13 protein-coding genes and 2 pseudogenes are annotated in these 17,185 nt (G+C 61.5%); 10 read left to right on the top strand and 5 right to left on the bottom strand.

What is annotated here, in order from left to right:
• Positions 1–139 precede the first annotated feature (139 nt).
• Positions 140–571 (top strand): general secretion pathway protein GspC, encoded by a 432-nt coding sequence (locus tag B0B13_RS12580; protein WP_076785843.1) that lies wholly within the window; start codon positions 140–142, stop codon positions 569–571.
• A 49-nt stretch (positions 572–620) separates the two neighbouring features.
• Here the strand turns inward: B0B13_RS12580 and gspF are convergent, their stop codons facing one another.
• From gspF to gspD, 3 genes are read right to left on the bottom strand one after another with little or no spacing between them, the layout of a single operon-like run.
• Complete coding sequence (gene gspF / locus B0B13_RS12585; RefSeq protein ID WP_076796731.1) at positions 621–1,838, bottom strand: type II secretion system inner membrane protein GspF; 1,218 nt, start codon at positions 1,836–1,838, stop codon at positions 621–623.
• A 12-nt stretch (positions 1,839–1,850) separates the two neighbouring features.
• A complete protein-coding gene (gspE, locus tag B0B13_RS12590; protein ID WP_076796732.1) occupies positions 1,851–3,341 on the bottom strand; it encodes a type II secretion system ATPase GspE in 1,491 nt (496 codons plus the stop codon).
• Positions 3,342–3,373: 32 nt separating this feature from the next.
• Positions 3,374–5,815, bottom strand: coding sequence for a type II secretion system secretin GspD (gene gspD, locus B0B13_RS12595; RefSeq protein WP_076796733.1), 2,442 nt, complete (start codon positions 5,813–5,815; stop codon positions 3,374–3,376).
• A 486-nt stretch (positions 5,816–6,301) separates the two neighbouring features.
• Between gspD and B0B13_RS12600 the strand changes: the two genes are divergently transcribed.
• From B0B13_RS12600 to B0B13_RS18505, 3 genes and pseudogenes are all read left to right on the top strand, one after another.
• Complete coding sequence (locus tag B0B13_RS12600) at positions 6,302–6,751, top strand: lytic transglycosylase domain-containing protein (protein ID WP_076797326.1); 450 nt, start codon at positions 6,302–6,304, stop codon at positions 6,749–6,751.
• Between the two features lie 45 nt (positions 6,752–6,796).
• Positions 6,797–7,033: pseudogene (locus tag B0B13_RS12605) on the top strand (GTP-binding protein); the annotation flags it as partial.
• Positions 7,005–7,181, top strand: coding sequence for a hypothetical protein (locus tag B0B13_RS18505; RefSeq protein ID WP_170872373.1), 177 nt, complete (start codon positions 7,005–7,007; stop codon positions 7,179–7,181). The pseudogene B0B13_RS12605 and the gene B0B13_RS18505, both read left to right, overlap by 29 nt.
• 115 nt (positions 7,182–7,296) lie before the next feature.
• On the opposite strand, the gene B0B13_RS12610 is transcribed toward B0B13_RS18505, so the two are convergent.
• Positions 7,297–7,575 carry an HU family DNA-binding protein gene (locus tag B0B13_RS12610; RefSeq protein ID WP_076785847.1) on the bottom strand — a complete coding sequence of 93 codons (279 nt, stop codon included), beginning with the start codon at positions 7,573–7,575 and terminating at the stop codon, positions 7,297–7,299.
• A gap of 346 nt (positions 7,576–7,921) precedes the next feature.
• Between B0B13_RS12610 and mnmC the strand changes: the two genes are divergently transcribed.
• The 6 genes and pseudogenes from mnmC to B0B13_RS12640 all read left to right on the top strand — a co-directional run bounded on the left by mnmC (position 7,922) and on the right by B0B13_RS12640 (position 15,604).
• Positions 7,922–9,910, top strand: a complete 1,989-nt coding sequence (gene mnmC / locus B0B13_RS12615) for a bifunctional tRNA (5-methylaminomethyl-2-thiouridine)(34)-methyltransferase MnmC2/FAD-dependent 5-carboxymethylaminomethyl-2-thiouridine(34) oxidoreductase MnmC1 (protein ID WP_076796734.1) — start codon at positions 7,922–7,924, stop codon at positions 9,908–9,910.
• A gap of 1,071 nt (positions 9,911–10,981) precedes the next feature.
• Positions 10,982–12,184 carry a cation:proton antiporter gene (locus B0B13_RS12620; RefSeq protein WP_076785849.1) on the top strand — a complete coding sequence of 401 codons (1,203 nt, stop codon included), beginning with the start codon at positions 10,982–10,984 and terminating at the stop codon, positions 12,182–12,184.
• 70 nt (positions 12,185–12,254) lie between these two features.
• Positions 12,255–13,370, top strand: coding sequence for a YbdK family carboxylate-amine ligase (locus B0B13_RS12625; RefSeq protein WP_076787538.1), 1,116 nt, complete (start codon positions 12,255–12,257; stop codon positions 13,368–13,370).
• 684 nt (positions 13,371–14,054) lie between these two features.
• Positions 14,055–14,699, top strand: coding sequence for a MarR family winged helix-turn-helix transcriptional regulator (locus B0B13_RS12630; RefSeq protein ID WP_076785850.1), 645 nt, complete (start codon positions 14,055–14,057; stop codon positions 14,697–14,699).
• Between the two features lie 33 nt (positions 14,700–14,732).
• A pseudogene (locus tag B0B13_RS19470) lies at positions 14,733–14,916 on the top strand (oxidoreductase); the annotation flags it as partial.
• A gap of 130 nt (positions 14,917–15,046) precedes the next feature.
• The gene (locus tag B0B13_RS12640) at positions 15,047–15,604 is read left to right on the top strand and encodes an SET domain-containing protein (RefSeq protein WP_076785851.1); all 558 of its coding nucleotides are present in this window, start codon (positions 15,047–15,049) and stop codon (positions 15,602–15,604) included.
• A gap of 56 nt (positions 15,605–15,660) precedes the next feature.
• Here B0B13_RS12640 and B0B13_RS12645 read toward each other — a convergent pair whose 3' ends face one another.
• Complete coding sequence (locus B0B13_RS12645; protein WP_237573785.1) at positions 15,661–17,151, bottom strand: sensor histidine kinase; 1,491 nt, start codon at positions 17,149–17,151, stop codon at positions 15,661–15,663.
• Positions 17,152–17,185 lie beyond the last annotated feature (34 nt).

Here is a 17,185-nt window from a genome sequence, read left to right on the forward strand (position 1 = left end):
CTGTCCGGGCGACCGGTCCGTACGGCCGCCGTTTTGCGCTCCCCCGTGGCGCCATGACGCACGCGCTCGCCATGCCGTCTGCTGTGATCTAACGCCATGCACTCTTCTCAATGTCATATAAGCTCGTACAATATCTGCCATGAACTTTCTGACTCAACGCCTTGCGGTGCGGCTTGCATCGCTCGCCTTGTTCGCCGTGCTGTGCGCGACCGTCACTTACTGGGTCGTCACGCTCGGCTCCCGCGACACCGCACCGCTTCCAGCCGCCGCGCCGGGCCGTCTGCCGGTCACCATCGACGCGGCGCAGACCCTGTTCGGCTCGCACGCCGGCGACACGCGTGCGGCCAACATCCACCTGTCCGGCATCCTCGCGCTGGCCGACGGCGCGGCCGCGATCGTGTCGTACGGCGCTGACCCGGCCCGCGCGATATCGCTAAACAGCCCGATTGCGCGGGGTGTGAAGCTCGTCGCCGTGCGGCAGCGCTCGATCGTCGTCGAACGCAATGGCGGGCGCTCAGAAATCTTCCTGCCCCCCAACGCACAAGGCCAACCAACGATCTACGTGCGCTGAACCACAGGCAATGAACCACGGCGTGGCGACCCCCGCCGCGTCGCGGCGCTCAGCCCACCATGCTGTTCAACTCGATGATCGGCAGCATCACCGCCAGCACGATCATCAGCACCACCCCGCCCATCGCGAGGATCAACAGCGGTTCCAGCAAGCTGGTCAGGAACATCGTGCGTCGCTCCAGTTCCAGCGCCTCGCCTTCCGATGCACGGTCGAGCATCGACGTCACGTCGCCCGTCGCTTCGCCGGAGCGAATGAGATGCACTAACACTGGCGGAAAGGTACGCGTGTTACCCAACGCGCGTGACAGCGAGGTCCCCTCGCGCACGCGTACGATCGCCTCATCCACCAGCGAACGCATGGCACGATTGTTCAATGTTTCCCCGGCGGCCTGAAGCGCGCGCAGAATCGGCACGCCGGCGGCGGTCAGGATCCCGAGCGTCGACGCGAAGCGCACCGTGTTATAGCCGCGCACCAGCTTGCCGGCGAGCGGCGCGCCGAGCAGCCAGCGATCAAACGCCAGGCGCGGCCCGCTTTGCTGCAGGATGCGACGCACGAGCCAGATCGTGACCACCACGGTCAACAGAATCGCCCACCAGCCGTGCCGCACGAACGACGACAGCGACATCATCATCACCGTTAGCAGTGGCAATTGCTGTTTCGTGCTCGCGAACACGCTGACCACCTGCGGCACCACGTAGCTGAGCAGGAACGTCACAATGCTGAACGCCACCAGCGTGACAATGGCAGGGTACGTGAAGGCGAGTTGGATCTTCGAGCGCAGCGCGTTGCGCTGCTCGATATAGTCAGCCAGCCGGGACAGCACGAGCCCAAGCTTGCCGGTATGCTCGCCGGCCGACACCAGTGCGCGATAGATCTCTGGGAAATCGCGCGGATGCTGCGCCAGCGCGCCGGCCAGTGACTGACCGCCGAGCACTTCGGCACGGATGGCAGCAATCAACTCGCGGATGTACTCGCGCTCGGCCTGGTCCGTCAGCACACCGAGCGCTTCGTCCAACGGCAGCCCGGCGATCAACAAGCTAGCCAGCTGGCGCGTAAAAAGTGCCTGCTCACGCTGCGACAGCTTGCGACCGAATACCAGCCGCTGGCTGCGCTCGCCACGCGCGCGGCTGCCAGCGGCCTCAACCAGTAGCGGCGTCAACCCTTGCGTGCGCAGCTGCGCACGCGCGGCGCGCGCGCTGTCGGCCTCGACGACGCCGCGTTGCGACTTGCCTGTGGCGTCAATCGCCTCGAATCGGAAAGCGGGCATAAGCGGTCCGTGTTATTCCCCGCCGGTCACGCGCAGCACTTCCTCGAGCGAGGTCACGCCGGTGTCGAGCCAGCGCTGCGCATCCTCGCGCAATGTACGCATGCCGCCCGCGCGTGCGCGCTGGAGCAGTTCGGCATCCGATGCATTGCGGTGAATCAGCGTGCGGATCGCGTCATCAATCACCAACAGTTCATAGACACCACGGCGGCCGGTATAACCTGAGTGGCCACATTGGTCGCAACCGACCGGATGCCACTGCACGCGGCCATCATCAACGCTCTGCCGCTTACATACCGGACACAACTGGCGCACCAGACGTTGCGCAAGCACGCCCAGCAAGCTCGACGCGAGCAGATAGGGCTCCACGCCCATGTCGGTAAGCCGCGTCACCGCGGATGCCGCATCGTTGGTGTGCAACGTGGCCAGCACCAAGTGCCCGGTCAGCGACGCCTGCACCGCGATCTGCGCCGTTTCCAGGTCGCGGATTTCTCCAATCATGATGATGTCCGGATCCTGCCGCAGGATTGAGCGCAGCGCGCGAGCAAAATTCATCCCGATGCGATCATTGACCTGCGTCTGCCCAATGCCGGACAAGTCGTACTCAATCGGATCCTCGACCGTCATGATGTTCGACGTCTCGGTCTCCAGCCGCGACAGCGCCGCATACAACGTCGTGGTCTTGCCCGAGCCAGTCGGGCCGGTCACCAGCACGATGCCGTGCGGGCGTCCAATCAGCTTGTCGAATTGCGCAAGCGTATCGGGGCCCATTCCCAGCCGCTCTAGGTTCAGTCGCTGCGCATCCTTCTCGAGCAGCCGCAGCACCGCGCGTTCACCGTGACCAGTGGGCAGCGTCGATACCCGAACATCAACCGGACGCCCGCCGACGCGCAACGTGATGCGCCCGTCCTGCGGCAAGCGCTTTTCGGCGATGTCCAGTTGCGCCATGATCTTGATGCGCGAGATCAGCGCGCCATGCAGCGCCTTTTTTGGCCGCACCACGTCGCGCAACGTGCCGTCCACGCGAAAACGCACGACCGACGTGTGCTCAAACGGCTCGATGTGGATATCCGACGCGCCTTCGCGCGCAGCTTGTGTGAGCAGCGCATTGATCATCCGAATAATCGGCGCGTCGTCCTCGGACTCGAGCAGATCCTCGACCTCCGGAATGTCCTGCATCAGCCTGGACAAGTCGACTTCGCCCTCGACCTCGCCGACCACTTGCGCAGCGCTGCCATCCTGCCGCGCGTACGCGCTGTTGATCGCCTGCGTCAATTCATCTGACGGCAAGCGGGTCAGCGTCAGCGCGCCGAAGTTGCGCGCCACCTCAGCCAGCGCCGCGGCACTGGTGCGCTCGCTGATCCAGACATCCAGTCCGCTGGCGTGCTGGTGCGCGATCAGGATCTGGCCGCTGCGCGAGAACGCGTAAGGCAGCAGCCGCGCGGCCAATGGCGACGGCGGCTCGCGGCCGACAACGGTTTCGTTCGAAGCAGTCACGGTACGCATCAACGGACCTGTCGTTACAGAAAGGGCGGGCGTCACGGACGCTGTTCGGGCGTCACCGTAGAATCGACCGGCGACGCGGGCGCCGGCAACGCGCCCACCGGTGCAGCAGCATCGTCGACGGACGCGTTGGTTGCACCGGGTGCACCCGGTGCAGTATCAACAGAGGGCGGTGCGCTCGCCGCTGCCGCGCCATTGTCGCGCGCATCAACTCCATTGCCATGGTACGGTCCGCCGCGGCCATATGTCGAGCGCAGGTCGAACACGTTGTTCGCTGCGGGCCCGCCTCCCTCGTTCGGCCCCAGCGGCGCGGGCGGCAGCAACGGCGTTTCGCGGTCCTTGATGATCCGGTTATCCGATTGGTATGCAGCCTGCTCAGCACGCAAGTACTCGTAGCGGTCCAGCGCCAATTGGCTACTGGTGCTCTGGTCGCGTACGATCACCGGACGCAGGAACACCATCAGGTTCGATTTCGTGCGCGCCTTCTGTTCGCTACGGAACAGGCTGCCGAGCACGGGGATATTGCCCAGCCACGGCACCTTCGAATTGCCGTTCATGTAGTTGTCCTGGATCAGGCCGCCGAGCACGATAATCTCGCCGTCGTCCGCGAGCACGGTGGACTGGATCGAGCGCTTGGTGATCGACACCCCACCAGGGTTGGACTGCGTGCCTTGCTGCACGGCGGAATCCTCCTGGTAGATTTGCAGCTTCAGCACACCGCCCTCGCTGATCTGCGGCTTGATATGCAGCGTGATCCCCACGTCCTGGCGATCGAACGTGTTGAACGCGCTGACCGACGTCGTCGTATTGGCGGTCGGCGTCGCGTACGAACCGGTCACCACCGGTACGTTTTGGCCGACCACGATCCGCGCCTCTTCATTGTCCAGCGTGATTAGGTTAGGCGTGGACAGGATGTTGGTATCGCTGCTCGTGGCCAGTGCCTGCAACAGGCCGCCCAGACCGAAGACCTTACCGAAGCGGTGCAACAGGCCGATGTTCAGGCCGTTGTTGAGCAAATTGTTCGGGCCAATCTGTGCAGCCGCGGTGGCCGGGTCCTGCGCGACGATGGCGCCGGTGGCGCTCAAGCCGACGATGCCCTGGCTGCCGTTTGCATTGAAGTTCGAGCCGCCATACAACCCATTGTTGCCGTTGTTCGACAACAGCGCGCCCTGCCATTGGATACCGAGGTTGGCACCGGTGGTCGCGTTCATGTCCACGATTACCGCTTCGATGTAGACCTGCGCCCGGCGCTGGTCGAGCTGGTCGATCACGTTGCGGATGTTCCGGTACAACGGCTCTGGCGCGGTGATGATGAGCGAATTGGTGGCTGGGTCGGCCTGCACGATGCCGCCCTGCGCATTGTCGTCGTTGCTAATTTCCTTGTCGCTGAAACTCTGGTCCCTCGACTGCCCGGAGCCGAATCCGCCGATGCCGCCACTGCCCAACAGCGGGTTGCGGCTCATCGCACTGGACGAGCCCGACGGCAGCGGTGGCAGCCCAGAGGCGCCAGTGGAGTTGCCAAGACCGCCGCCGAATGAATCGGATTTACCGCCGCTGCCTAGCGATTCCGAGCCCGTTGCGCCGCGGCTGCCCTGTCCGAGCATGCCGCGCAGCGTCTTGGCCAAGCGCACCGCTTCCGCGTTGCGCAGCGGCACCACATGGATATTGCCCGGTTGCGTCGTCGGCGCGTCCAGCGTCGCAATCAACGATTTCGCCGCCGCCAGCCTTGACGGGCTCACCGCGCGCAGTAGCACCGAATTGGTCCGCGGGTCGGCGTTCACGCTCACGCGCAGCGTCGCATCGGTGCCCCCGATTGCACCCGGGTCGAGCAGCTTGCCCAGTTGTTGCGCAACATCGACCGCGCTGGCGTTCTTCAACGGCACGATCTGCACTTGTGTCCCGGCCGACGTGTCGATGCCCTGGATGATCCGGCCGATACGGCGCACGTTGTCCGCGTAGTCGGTCACCACCAGCGTATTGTTCGCCGGATAGGCGGCAATTTGGTTATTTGGCGAGATCAATGGGCGCAACACCGGCAGCAGGTTGTTCGCTGACTCATTGCGCAGTTGGAACACCTGGGTGACCACTTGGTCGCCGCGGGCCGGCGTCGTGTTGCCGATATAGGTCGGCACGCCTTGCAGCTTCGCATCGGCTTCCGGCACGACCTTCAGCACCCCATGGTCCTGCACCAGCGCGAACCCCTGCATCCGCAACGCGGACTGCAGCGTCTTGAGCGCTTGATCCTGCGGCACCGGCTGCTCGGAAACGAGGTTCAATTGCCCCTTAACGCGGGGGTCGACAATGATCGTCTTGTTGGTCGCCGCGCCGACTGCCTTGGCGACCTGGTCAATATCGGCATCGACGAAATTCAAGGTGACCTGCGCGCGAGCGGGCGACGCCCCGAGCACGGCGGCGATCAGACCCGCGACCAGCAGCGAACGCGCCATGCGCCGCGCAGGAAAACGATTCTGTGTCATTGGATAGTGGTGTTTGGCGCCGGCCGGGCGGTGCCCAGGCCGATCAATTATGCAAGTAGTTTGGTGTGATGCCGCAAAAGATGCCATGCGGGGTGCCAAAATTGCAACATTAACAGCTTTTTAACGCTGAACTATCACAAGAACGATCATTCGTCGAATTCGGACAAAAAGCTATCTCTAACCGATCCTTACTTGCGCACGCATTGCTCACCATGGCAAAAATGCCGGCGGCGGATTATTCCGCCTGCCGCCTCTGCGAGCAACCGCCTAGTTCCGCCGCCTATCGTGCCAGATAATGGGCCACGCGCGGCACAACTCGGTGGCGTGCCGCGCAGTGACGCGTGCCGGCGCGAAGCCACGCCCCAAACCGGGCATCCCAATGCGTTACCATGAGCGACGAAGTGGCACGAGGGTACACGCGCCGGCCGTGCCGGAGTCGCATTGTACACGCCGGGTGCCGCCTTGAAACTGCTCCTGTCCGAAACGATGAAATTGAGATCCGTCACCTCGATCGCCTTTGCCGCCAGCCTGCTCGCGCTGACGTCACCGCGCGCGCATGCGGACTGCTTCGACAACGCGGCTGCCTATCATCACGTGAATCCACTGATCCTGCGCGCGATCGCGTGGCAGGAGTCGCACAACCGACCTGATGCGCTGCACAAGAACGCGAATGGCTCGACCGACTACGGCCTGATGCAGATCAACTCGATCCACCTACCCAAGCTTGCGTCGTACGGCATCTCGCACCAAACGCTCATGGAACCATGCAAAGCCGTCTACATCGCCGCCTGGCACTTACGGCGCCAAATGGACAAATACGGCAATACCTGGCAGGCGGTCGGTTCTTACCATTCCGAAACACCGGCGCTGCGCGACAAGTACGCTAAGCAAATCATGGCGATCCTGAACAAGTGGAACCTGCTCGCACAACGCTGAGCTAAGCGGCACAAGCGACGGCGGCGGCAGGCGTAGAATGTGACGATAACTTCCGCCCCCCTCCCTGTCACCGTACTCTGCGGCTTTCTTGGCGGCGGCAAGACCACACTGCTCAATCATATCCTCGCGAACCGCGCCGGCTTGCGCGTGGCCGTCATTGTCAATGATGTCGCGTCGGTCAATATCGATGCGCAACTGGTACGCGGCGCGAGCGAGCTGTCGCACGTCGATGAACGGCTCGTCGAGCTTTCGAATGGCTGCATCTGCTGCACGTTGCGCGACGCAATGGCAAGCAGGACAGGAGGGCGCCGATCCGTCGGCATGGCAGGAATTCGCCGACCCGTTTCCGCAATGGAGCGAAGCGTTCGATCACGTCAGCGATGCCGATGACCCACCCAAGAACACACCCGGGGTTGCCGGCGTTCGCTAGCCGATCAATGTACACCGCGGTGCCGCGCGCCACGTCCGGCGCGTTCGCCGGACGTGGCGCGGGGAAAGTGCACCCGCTCGCGGGCGGCGGGCGGCACGGCTGCCTGCGTCAGCGCTTACCGCTTGTTGACGGCATCCTTGAACGCCTTGCCGGCCGTGAACTTGACCGTCTTTGCAGCGGGAATCTTGATCGTCTCGCCGGTCTTCGGGTTACGGCCAGTGCGCGCTGCGCGCTTGCCCGAGCCGAAGCTGCCAAAGCCAATCAACTGGACGCTGTCGCCCTTGGACACAGCCTTCTTAATAACTTCGAGTAGCGTGTCGAGCGTCTCACCGGTTTGCGCCTTGCTGGCACCGGTCTGCGCGGCGACCGTGTCGATCAGTTCCTGTTTGTTCATACGTATCCTTCTAAAGTTGGTTGATTATGAACGCCACAAACGCGCCGATTATACGTGCGCGAGCCCTGGCGTCGAGTCCCGCGATCTTGCTGCAAGCGTTCCGCAAGCCACCTGCGACGATGCAACGTATAGCGTTGCCGCCTCCCATCTCGAACTGGTGCACCCCTACGTGCGTAGACGGTACTTGCTATGATAACCACGGCAAACCCTTTATTGACAAGGGTTCTGCAGAATTTACCTGCTCTTTCATGCGCTGTGCGCAGTTTATGCCGAAAAGGAACGCGATGTTCGCTCCCATCCCGATAAAAACCCGGCCAGCGTTGGTTTTTGCCAACGTTAGAGCCCAATGACTGGCCCGCTCATTGCCGCGCAGCTTGCATTGCGCGAGGACGGCACCCCTTATTCGCCGCTGTTCAATGATGTCTACCATAGCGCGATGGGAGGTATCGGCCAGGCGCTGCACGTATTCGTTACGGGAAACCGACTGCCCGCCAATTGGCAACACAAAGCGGTGTTTTCGATCGTGGAGACCGGCTTCGGGCTCGGCTTAAACTTTCTCGTCACATGGTCGCAATGGCGCGGCGACCCCTCGCGATGCGATCGGCTACATTTTGTTTCCGTCGAAAAACATCCGTTCAGCCGCGACGATCTTGACACGCTACTCACGCGCCTGCTCGATTCGCATGCCGAACTGGCAGGCCTTGCGCGCGAGCTAGTAAGCGCCTGGCCCATGCTCACGCCCGGCCTCCATCGGCTGGTGTTCGATAACGGACGCGTCACATTGACACTGGCACTGGGCGATGCAGCGCAAATGCTGCCCAAACTGGCCGTGCGCGCCGATGCGTTCTATCTCGACGGCTTCTCGCCGGCCAAGAACGACGCGCTATGGTCGCCCGCCATCTTCAAGGCGCTGGCCAGGATGGCCGAAGTCGGCGCCACGTTCGCCACTTATACCTCGGCCGGCAAGGTCAAAGCCGCGCTCACCGGCGCCGGTTTCGTGCACCGTAAGGCACAGGGCTACGGCGCCAAGCGCGACATGCTGGTCGGTGAATTTGCACCGGCCTACCGGGTCCGACGCCACGAACCGCCGCCGCGCGCTGCCTGGACGCACCGCCATGCGATCGTGGTCGGTGCGGGACTGGCCGGCTGCGCAGTAGCCGAGCGGCTGGCTGCGCGTGGCTGGGCGATCACACTGCTGGAACAGCGCGAAGCACCGGCGAGCGAAGCGTCAGGTAACCCGGCGGGCGTGTTCCATCCGATGATCGCGCGCACGGTGACACCCGCCACGCGGCTCTCGAGTGCGGGCTTTCTGTATGCGCTGCGAGCCTGGCAGACATTGGCCGACGCCGGCCATACGCTGCATTGGCACGCCGGCGGGCTGCTGCAGCTCGCGCAAGACGACGTCGAGGCCGCGGCGTTACGCAACGCCCTCGCCGCGGCCCGACTGCCGACTGGATTCGCCGTCGCGGTGGACCGCGATGCAGCCAGCGCCTACGCTGGCGTCACGCTTGAACGCGGCGGCGTCTGGTTTCCCTATGGCGGATGGATCGCGCCGCCATCGCTGTGCTGCGCCCAATTGGCCGCGGCCCGTACCGCGCTCGCCGCAAACGGCCAAAGCCCGGCGTGGCGCACGCTGTTCAGCGTGCGCGTTGAGCAACTCGTCCATGATGTGGAAGGCTGGCACGCGCTTGATGCAACGGGCAGGCGGATCGCCACGGCACCCGTCGCGGTCATCGCCAACGCGCACGACGCGGTCCGTCTGTGCCATTTAGCACACGCGCCGGTGCGATCGGCCCGCGGGCAATTGACAATATTACCACATGCCGCACCGACTTCGCTTCGTGTGCCCGTAATGGGCGATGGCTACGCACTAGCACTGGATAACGGCCGCCTGATGACCGGTGCCAGCTACGACATGGATGACACCGGCTTGGACGAGCGGCGCGCGTCACACGACGAGAATCTCGCCCGTCTGCGCGCGCTAATACCGGGAATTGCGCCGTCAATCGACTGGGCCAAGGTACAGGGGCGGGTGGGCCTACGCTGCGTGGTCAGTGACCGGCTACCCATGGTTGGTCCGCTAGCGGACGAAGCGAATCCGATGGCAGCCGGCGCCTCCCAGTCCGGCGCTCGGCTGCCGGATCTGCAACGGCGCTCTGGCCTGTACGGTGCATTCGCTTATGGTTCACGAGGACTCGTGTGGTCGGCGATAGGCGGCGAATTGCTCGCCAGCCAGATCAACGGCGAGCCTTGGCCCCTGGAGCGGGACCTGGCCGACGCATTGGATCCGGCGCGTTACCTGCTGCGGGCACTGCGCGCTGCAGCTCAGCGATAGAGCGGCGCAGTGACCTGACGTCCGTTCGCGGTTATCCACCTCGTGCTGTGGATAACCGTATGGGTTACTGACGCACGGCATGTGGACCCATTCTGGGTAACAGCTGGCTGTGAACTTGCGGTCAGAAAGTTGTTCGGCGAAAGCAGTGCGCGCCACACATTTTTTCCGAAGACTTCTCAGTATGGCAAGTAGATGTTTACAAGAGGTTAACTTAGGTTATCCACAGGCAGAGCACCGCGTTGTTAACTGCTACTACGTTTACATATACGGTAAACCTTAAAACCAACACTCGGTCATGCCGAGTTAGACAAATGGGCGATATGTCAGGATCACCTACACAACACAGCCAGGTTTCGTCATGCATCAAGTCAACTAAATTCACTACTCGCTGTTCTTCGTGCGCTGTAAACAATTGGCCATTCCACCCATGCAGTACGGTTTGCTAACCCAGCTGTCGCATGTACTAAGGGTGGTTTGATTACGTGGGAGTCAAGTGAACAAGACCCAGTGCCAATGCATCGAGCAGCTACTCGGGAACAGACGCACATCCGTCAAACTCCTCAAATAGCATCGCGAGTGGCATACATCGGTCAAAATCACCCATCACTCGTGCCTAACCAATGCGTACCACGTTGTTTTTACCGACTCAGGCGTATCGATTTCGTTTGAAATCCACAAAGTTGCTTCGAGATAGCCGGGCTATGGCAAAATCGGGCACTTTCTACTCTGCTCGTATTTGCTCGGGCAGCCAATCCGGCTTATCCGGCATCGCACGGGACACATAGCTACAACGATCTGCGGTGCAACAGCGGACGCGCCCGTCAGGCGACGCAGCCGCCACCTTGACGGAACGTGCCCAACCGGTCGTATCAGGCTGTGGATTGCTTCACGCCGTGGTATTTCGATGCGGTGTTCGCACAGGGTATATCGCCACGCGTGCCGCCCGGCGGCCACGCGCAAACCGGCGACGATCGTAGATAATGAGCCAGCCGCGCCGGTGGTGCGCAACGACTGTCCTCTAGGCAAATACTTTGCAGAAACGCTGGATACTTGACAGGAGAAGGCATCACGATGAAGTCGGCGTTTTCTTTTTTTCCGAGCTGGCCGCTGGTTCCCGACGCGGTTTTCTATGCCGGCCTCATCTTACTGATCGCCGGGTTGTGCGGTGAAGCCTGTTGGCGGGCGTTTCGCTTACCGCGCATTACCGGCTATGCGATCATCGGCCTGGTGGCTTCGGGCACCGGTGCGCATGCGATTGATGCGACATTGGGTTTTTCGACACGCTTGTTAATGGACGTGGCACTCGGCTTATTGCTGTTTGAGCTTGGCAGCCGTGTCGACTTGCGTTGGTTGCGCAAGAATCCATGGCTGATCGTATCGAGCCTGGCCGAGGGGGCGTTGACGTTCATCGCGGTGTTTGGCGCATTGCTGTCGTTGAAGATGCCGGTCGTCGAGGCAACCGTGCTGGCGGCGATCGCGATCGCCACTTCGCCTGCGATGGTAATCCAGTTAAAGACCGAACTGCGTGCACAGGGGCAGGTCACGCAGCGTTTGCTGACCCTCGCGGCACTCAACAGCATGTACGCTGTCGTATTGGTGAAGCTGGTGTCTGGCTGGTTGCACCAGGAGTACTACGGCAACGCGTTCGCCACGATTGTGCAGCCGATTTACTTAATTGTCGGCTCGTCGGTGTTGGCCTATGGGCTTGCGCGCAGTTGTAATTTCCTGTACCGGCGTATCGGTTTGCAAGACGAGCATTCATTTGTCGCGATCTTTGGCCTCGTGCTCCTGGCGATCGCCATCGCGCATCTGTTCAAGTTGTCCACGGTTCTGGCCTTGCTCGCAGCGGGAATCATCTTCAAGAACTTGGATGAGCGCCCGCAGCTGTGGCCTGAGCATTTCGGCAGCGCCGGCTGGCTGCTAACCGTGATCCTGTTTGTGTTGACGCTACTTAGCTTCCAATGGTCGCAGATCGCCATGGGTGGATTGGCCGCGCTTGTGTTAATCGTCGCGCGCTTCGTCGCCAAGCTGGTGGGTGTACTGGCATTTGCTAAGCCCAGCGGTATCGACCTGCGTCAAGGTACTGCGCTGGGCGTGTCGCTTGCGCCGATGTCCGCGCTCGCGTACTTGCTGATGGACGACACCTATGCGTTGTATCCTGACTTCGACCCCGCGTTTCGAGCCGTGCTGATGTGCTCGATTGTCACGCTGCAACTGGCTGCGCCACTGCTCGTGTATTGGGGACTGGCGCGCGCGGGTGAACGGCGTCAATGACAATTGGTGCAGCCGCGATATGCGGCTGCGGCCAGGTGTACAACAAGCGAAGCATCCAGAGGCGTTGATTATGGCACTCGAACCCTTCATCAATTCGGAGCCGTTCACGTTCGGCATCGAGCTAGAGATCCAGGTCGTCAATACGCACGACTATGACCTGACCAAGGCCGCATCCGATCTGATGCGGCTGATCAAGGACCAAAAGGCCCCAGGCGTGGTCACACCCGAGATCACCGAAAGCATGATCGAACTGTCGACCGGCATTTGCCGCTCCCATGCACAGGCGCTGGACGAGCTTCGCGCGCTGCGTGACATGCTGGTTTGCGCGGCCGATCAACTCAATGTCGGGCTATGCGGCGGCGGCACGCATGCATTCCAGCAATGGAACGAGCGGCAGATCTTCGACATGCCGCGGTTCCAGTATCTATCGGAACTGTACGGCTATCTGGCCAAGCAATTCACCGTGTTCGGCCAGCATGTGCACGTCGGCTGCCCGGACGCGGACAGTGCATTGTTCCTATTGCATTCGATGTCGCGGTATATTCCGCATTTCATCGCGTTGTCAGCCTCATCGCCATACGTGCAAGGTGTGGATACGGGATTTCATTCGGCACGGCTAAATTCGGTATTTGCATTTCCGCTCTCGGGCCGCGCGCCGTACGAGCTGACGTGGAAAGGTTTCGAGACGTATTTCTCGAAAATGGTCAGCACCGGCGTGGTGAACAGCATGAAGGATTTCTACTGGGACATCCGGCCGAAGCCCGGCTACGGCACCATTGAGGTACGCGTGATGGATACGCCGCTGTCGATCGATCGGGCTGCGGCGATTGCGTCGTACATCCAGGCGCTCGCACGTTACTTGCTGCTCGAGCGGCCGCTGACGCTGTCCGAGGACGACTATCTCGTCTATACGTTCAACCGTTTTGAGGCATGCCGTTTCGGACTTTCCGGTGTATTTGTCAATCCACAGACCCGTGAGCGGCGCACGATCGGTGAAGATATCCTGGCAACGCTTGCTGCACTAGAGCCGCATGCACGCGCGCTGGGCTCGATCGGCGCGCTGACCGATATCGAGCGAATTGCGCGAGGCGGCGAGAATGATGCGACATGGCTGCGCAATGTCTTCAGCCTGGAACAGTCGTTACCCGAAGTGGTGCGGCAGCAGACGCTACGCTGGCGAGGCTGACACATTGCCGCGTTGCCACTATCGCTGTGCCGGCAATTGTTTCGTAATCCCGGATGTATGGCGTGTGGTGGCCGCGCCCGGATCGACTTATTGAATAACGAATAGCCCCACGGAACCCCAGTAATTTATCGTTGTCCGCCATAATATGTAGGCATCCGGAAAGCTTGGTAAAGGTTCGAAATGTTTGCGCTTAATACGGTAGTGGGCTCGATTCGACATCCTCACCAAGATTATCAGAATTTTCGTATAGAACAATAATAGTCGTTAACAAAGGCGGGCCCACAGCGTGGAAAACTGCAGAAAACACTAGTACATCAATATGTTATGAAAATGATAACAATAGAGATTGCGGCGTTGCTACGTTGGATCGCGATGAACAGAGGTTAGCTTGCCGCTACCGTCGGACACTTATTCAGAATTGATGCACCATGATCGACGCCGTTTTTTCACGGGTTTATCCACCGTTTATGTTTGATTGCGACATGACCTATCATTCAGGATCGCATAGAATGGACACGTCGATCCGGTAACGTGGCCACAGAACATCGTGGTACGAACTTTCATTGTTGGCGTTCTGGCGCATGGCTGCGCGGCGCCAACAGTGAACCGGGCGGCGGGAGCTGCAGTGCATTGCTGCAGGTTCCCATCTTTATAATTATCTTGGATGGATTGCAAAACACGACTATGAGCGAAGGGGTCTACGGCGATAGGGTAACCGGTCGAATTACCCATGGGTTGCTGCGGCTGAGTACGGCAATGCGCAGTCAGGCCTGGGGCTGGGCAGAAGGCGTGGGCCTAACGCCGACCCAGGGAGAAATCCTGGTGTTGTTGATGCAGCGCAAGGGACCGATGCGTCTAGGCGAGATCGCGCGTGAAACGGCATTGACACCGGCCACCACCAGCGATGCAGTCAGTACCTTGGAGAGCAAGGGCTTGGTCGAGAAACGCCGCGCGCTGGACGATGGGCGGGCGCTCGCGGTGCGCCTGAGCGCGCGTGGCAAGACGGCTGCCAAAAAGGCGTTGCAATGGCCCGACTTCATCGGGCATGCACTCAGTGTGCTGCGCACGGAGGAGCAATCGCACTTCTATCGCTCGTTGTTGAAGATGATCTGGCAGATGCAGGAGAAGGACCATATTCCACGTCATCGGATGTGTGTCTCATGTACTCATTTTGTGCCGAGCAAAACGCCGAAGAAGACACCGCACCGGTGCGAGTTGCTCGATCTGTCGATGGGCGACACAGACCTGCGGCTCGATTGTTCGGTCTTTGAAGAAGCCGACGTACCCACACAGAAGAGAACCTGGAAGATCTTCTCGCAAGCTGTCTGAAGGGGAGCGCCGCAACGTCGTCGGCTGCGCGACATGACGCTCGCGAACCGGATCGTCATGTCGCCGATGTGCCGGTATTCAGCGTTGCAGGGCCGGGCCGCAAACTGGCACATGATCAGTTTGGGCCAACTGGCGCTGTCCAGGGCCGGCATACTGGACCATCGAGGCGAGCGCGGTGGAACCGGCTGGCCGTATCACGCCAGCGGACCTCGGATTGTGAGACATGCGCGGTACGGCTCGTCGGTGCGATTCGCGATGCATTCGATGCGTGCCCGCGTTGAACAGCGCAATGGTGTGCGTGTACGATGCGGAGTTTCACAGTTGATTCTTCGGGGAAGGACGATTCGATGAGTTCACGCAGGATCGCCGTACGCCGCTCTGGAGTGCATGGCAAAGGCGTGTTCGCGACCAGCAGGATTGCGCCGGGCGAGCAGCTGATCGAATACAAAGGAGAGCGCATTTCCTGGAAGGAAGCGCTGCGTCGCCATCCGCACGATCCTGAGCAGCCGAACCATACATTTTATTTTGCGCTAGATGATGGCACAGTGATCGATGGTAAGGTTGACGGCAACAGTGCGCGCTGGATCAATCATTCGTGTGCGCCGAACTGCGAAGCGCAGGAGGTCGACGGGCGCGTATTCATCCATGCGATCCGTACGATCGAGCCGGATGAGGAGTTGTTCTACGACTATGGGCTGGTCATCGACGCACGACTGACAAAGAAGCTGAAGAAGGAATATGAATGCCGGTGCGGCGCGAAGAAGTGCCGCGGTACGATGCTCGCAACATCGTCGCCGGTGTCCGGCAGCGGCGGTAAAAAGCCGCGTGCCAGCAGCGGCGACGTGAAGCCGCGCAACAGCAGTCGCCAGCACGGCAATTTGGCCTCGGTGAAGAAAAAGCGCTGAACGCGGCGGGGCCCGTGCCGGCTAGGCCGGGTTGTATTCGTAGGCCGCGCCAGAGTTCAGTGGGCCGGTCCCGGCGGCGGATCATCGTGTCCAGGCTGGCGCAACGACGGCAGCGGCAGGCGCACGATAAATCGTGATCCGCCGCCTGGCGTGTCTTCATAGTGGATCGAGCCACCGTGCAGCGCGATGATGTCCCGCACGATGGCCAGCCCCAGGCCCGCGCCCATCGGCCCTTCGCTGCCGGTCTGCGCATCGCCGCGGAAAAAGCGCTTGAACAGGTCGGCATGCAGCGCCTTTGGCACACCGGGGCCGTTATCCTCGACAACCACTTCCGCCCAGCGGCGCAGGTTGGCGGGCGGCCGGGCTCCGGGGGCGCGCTTGGCTGATTCGACGGCCACAGTCGCGCGATCGTCGGCCGATTCGGCCTCGGAGAGCAGGACATCGACATGGCCGACCGTGACCGTGACGGTGCCGCCGCCGCTGGGCCGCGCCGGTGGTACATATTTGAGCGCGTTATCAATCAAGTTGCCGATGACCTCGCGTAGCAGCACTGGATTACCCCGCACGATCAGCGGTTTGCCATCCGGTGGTGGATCGTAGTGAAAGCCCAGATCCAGCTGCGCGGCCAGCGCACGGGGCACCCATTCCGCGCCGGTGTCGAACGCAAGCTCGGTCAGGTCGATATCGACAAATCGCGCGTTTTGCTCCTCCGGTTCCGCACGGGCTAACGACAACAATTGGTTAGATAGGCGCACTGCGCGGTCTGCCGAGGTGCGCAGCTCGTGTAGCGCAAGCCGCAACGTCGTATTGTCCTTGGCCACGCTGGCCTGTTCGGCATGCAGCTTGACTGCGGTCAACGGCGTGCGCAGTTGGTGCGCGGCATCGGCAATGAACTTGCGCTGTGCGTCTAGCGCCGCTTTTAACCGATCGAGTAACGCGTTCAGTGCACTGGTCAATGGGCGGATTTCCAGTGGCACGTGTGTTTCATCCACGGGCTCCAGCGATCGGTGCGTCTGGCGGTTCAGCGAGTCAGCCAGGTCGGTGAGCGGATTCAATTGCTGGTTGACTACACGCCATACGATTGCCCAGCCGGCGAACAGCAAAATTAGCAGCGGTATCATGATCGCGACGAGGAATTCAGCGGCGATTTGGTAGCCGTGTGTGACGTGCTGGCCCACCTCGATGATGATTGCATCGCCGTTTACCTGTTCGACCCGTACCTGGGCCACCCGCACCAGGCTGTCGCCATAGCGGGCGTCGAACACGTACGCGTAGTGCATGTGGCGCACCCGCGTGCCGTGCAGCGGCAATGCCGGGTCGCCAGCGATCAGCTGATTGCCGCGGCTCACCCGGTAGATTAACTGCTGCACCGGATCGGAAAACATCGCATGCGTGAGCGGCGGCACGGTCCGCGGCGCGTCCGGCCCAGACAGCTCGACCTGCCGTGCAATCGCGCTGGCCAGGTCGATCATCGAACGGTCAACGACTCGCTCGGTGTATTCCCACGCGAGCCAGTACGCGATGAGTCCGCTCATCAACGCTAGCATTGACAACGGCGCCGCCAGCTTGCGCAGCAGGGAG

It is taken from the genome of Burkholderia sp. b14 (assembly GCF_900156195.1).
Classification (GTDB): Bacteria; Pseudomonadota; Gammaproteobacteria; order Burkholderiales; family Burkholderiaceae; genus Mycetohabitans.

Excerpts from the sequence above, each read along its gene's own strand:
- B0B13_RS12580 (WP_076785843.1), top strand. The coding sequence starts at position 140 with ATGAACTTTCTGACTCAACGCCTTGCGGTGCGGCTTGCATCGCTCGCC.
- gspF (WP_076796731.1), bottom strand. The coding sequence starts at position 1,838 with ATGCCCGCTTTCCGATTCGAGGCGATTGACGCCACAGGCAAGTCGCAA.
- gspE (WP_076796732.1), bottom strand. The coding sequence starts at position 3,341 with ATGCGTACCGTGACTGCTTCGAACGAAACCGTTGTCGGCCGCGAGCCG.
- gspD (WP_076796733.1), bottom strand. The coding sequence starts at position 5,815 with ATGACACAGAATCGTTTTCCTGCGCGGCGCATGGCGCGTTCGCTGCTG.
- B0B13_RS12600 (WP_076797326.1), top strand. The coding sequence starts at position 6,302 with ATGAAATTGAGATCCGTCACCTCGATCGCCTTTGCCGCCAGCCTGCTC.
- B0B13_RS18505 (WP_170872373.1), top strand. The coding sequence starts at position 7,005 with ATGGCTGCATCTGCTGCACGTTGCGCGACGCAATGGCAAGCAGGACAG.
- B0B13_RS12610 (WP_076785847.1), bottom strand. The coding sequence starts at position 7,575 with ATGAACAAACAGGAACTGATCGACACGGTCGCCGCGCAGACCGGTGCC.
- mnmC (WP_076796734.1), top strand. The coding sequence starts at position 7,922 with ATGACTGGCCCGCTCATTGCCGCGCAGCTTGCATTGCGCGAGGACGGC.
- B0B13_RS12620 (WP_076785849.1), top strand. The coding sequence starts at position 10,982 with ATGAAGTCGGCGTTTTCTTTTTTTCCGAGCTGGCCGCTGGTTCCCGAC.
- B0B13_RS12625 (WP_076787538.1), top strand. The coding sequence starts at position 12,255 with ATGGCACTCGAACCCTTCATCAATTCGGAGCCGTTCACGTTCGGCATC.
- B0B13_RS12630 (WP_076785850.1), top strand. The coding sequence starts at position 14,055 with ATGAGCGAAGGGGTCTACGGCGATAGGGTAACCGGTCGAATTACCCAT.
- B0B13_RS12640 (WP_076785851.1), top strand. The coding sequence starts at position 15,047 with ATGAGTTCACGCAGGATCGCCGTACGCCGCTCTGGAGTGCATGGCAAA.
- B0B13_RS12645 (WP_237573785.1), bottom strand. The coding sequence starts at position 17,151 with ATGCTAGCGTTGATGAGCGGACTCATCGCGTACTGGCTCGCGTGGGAA.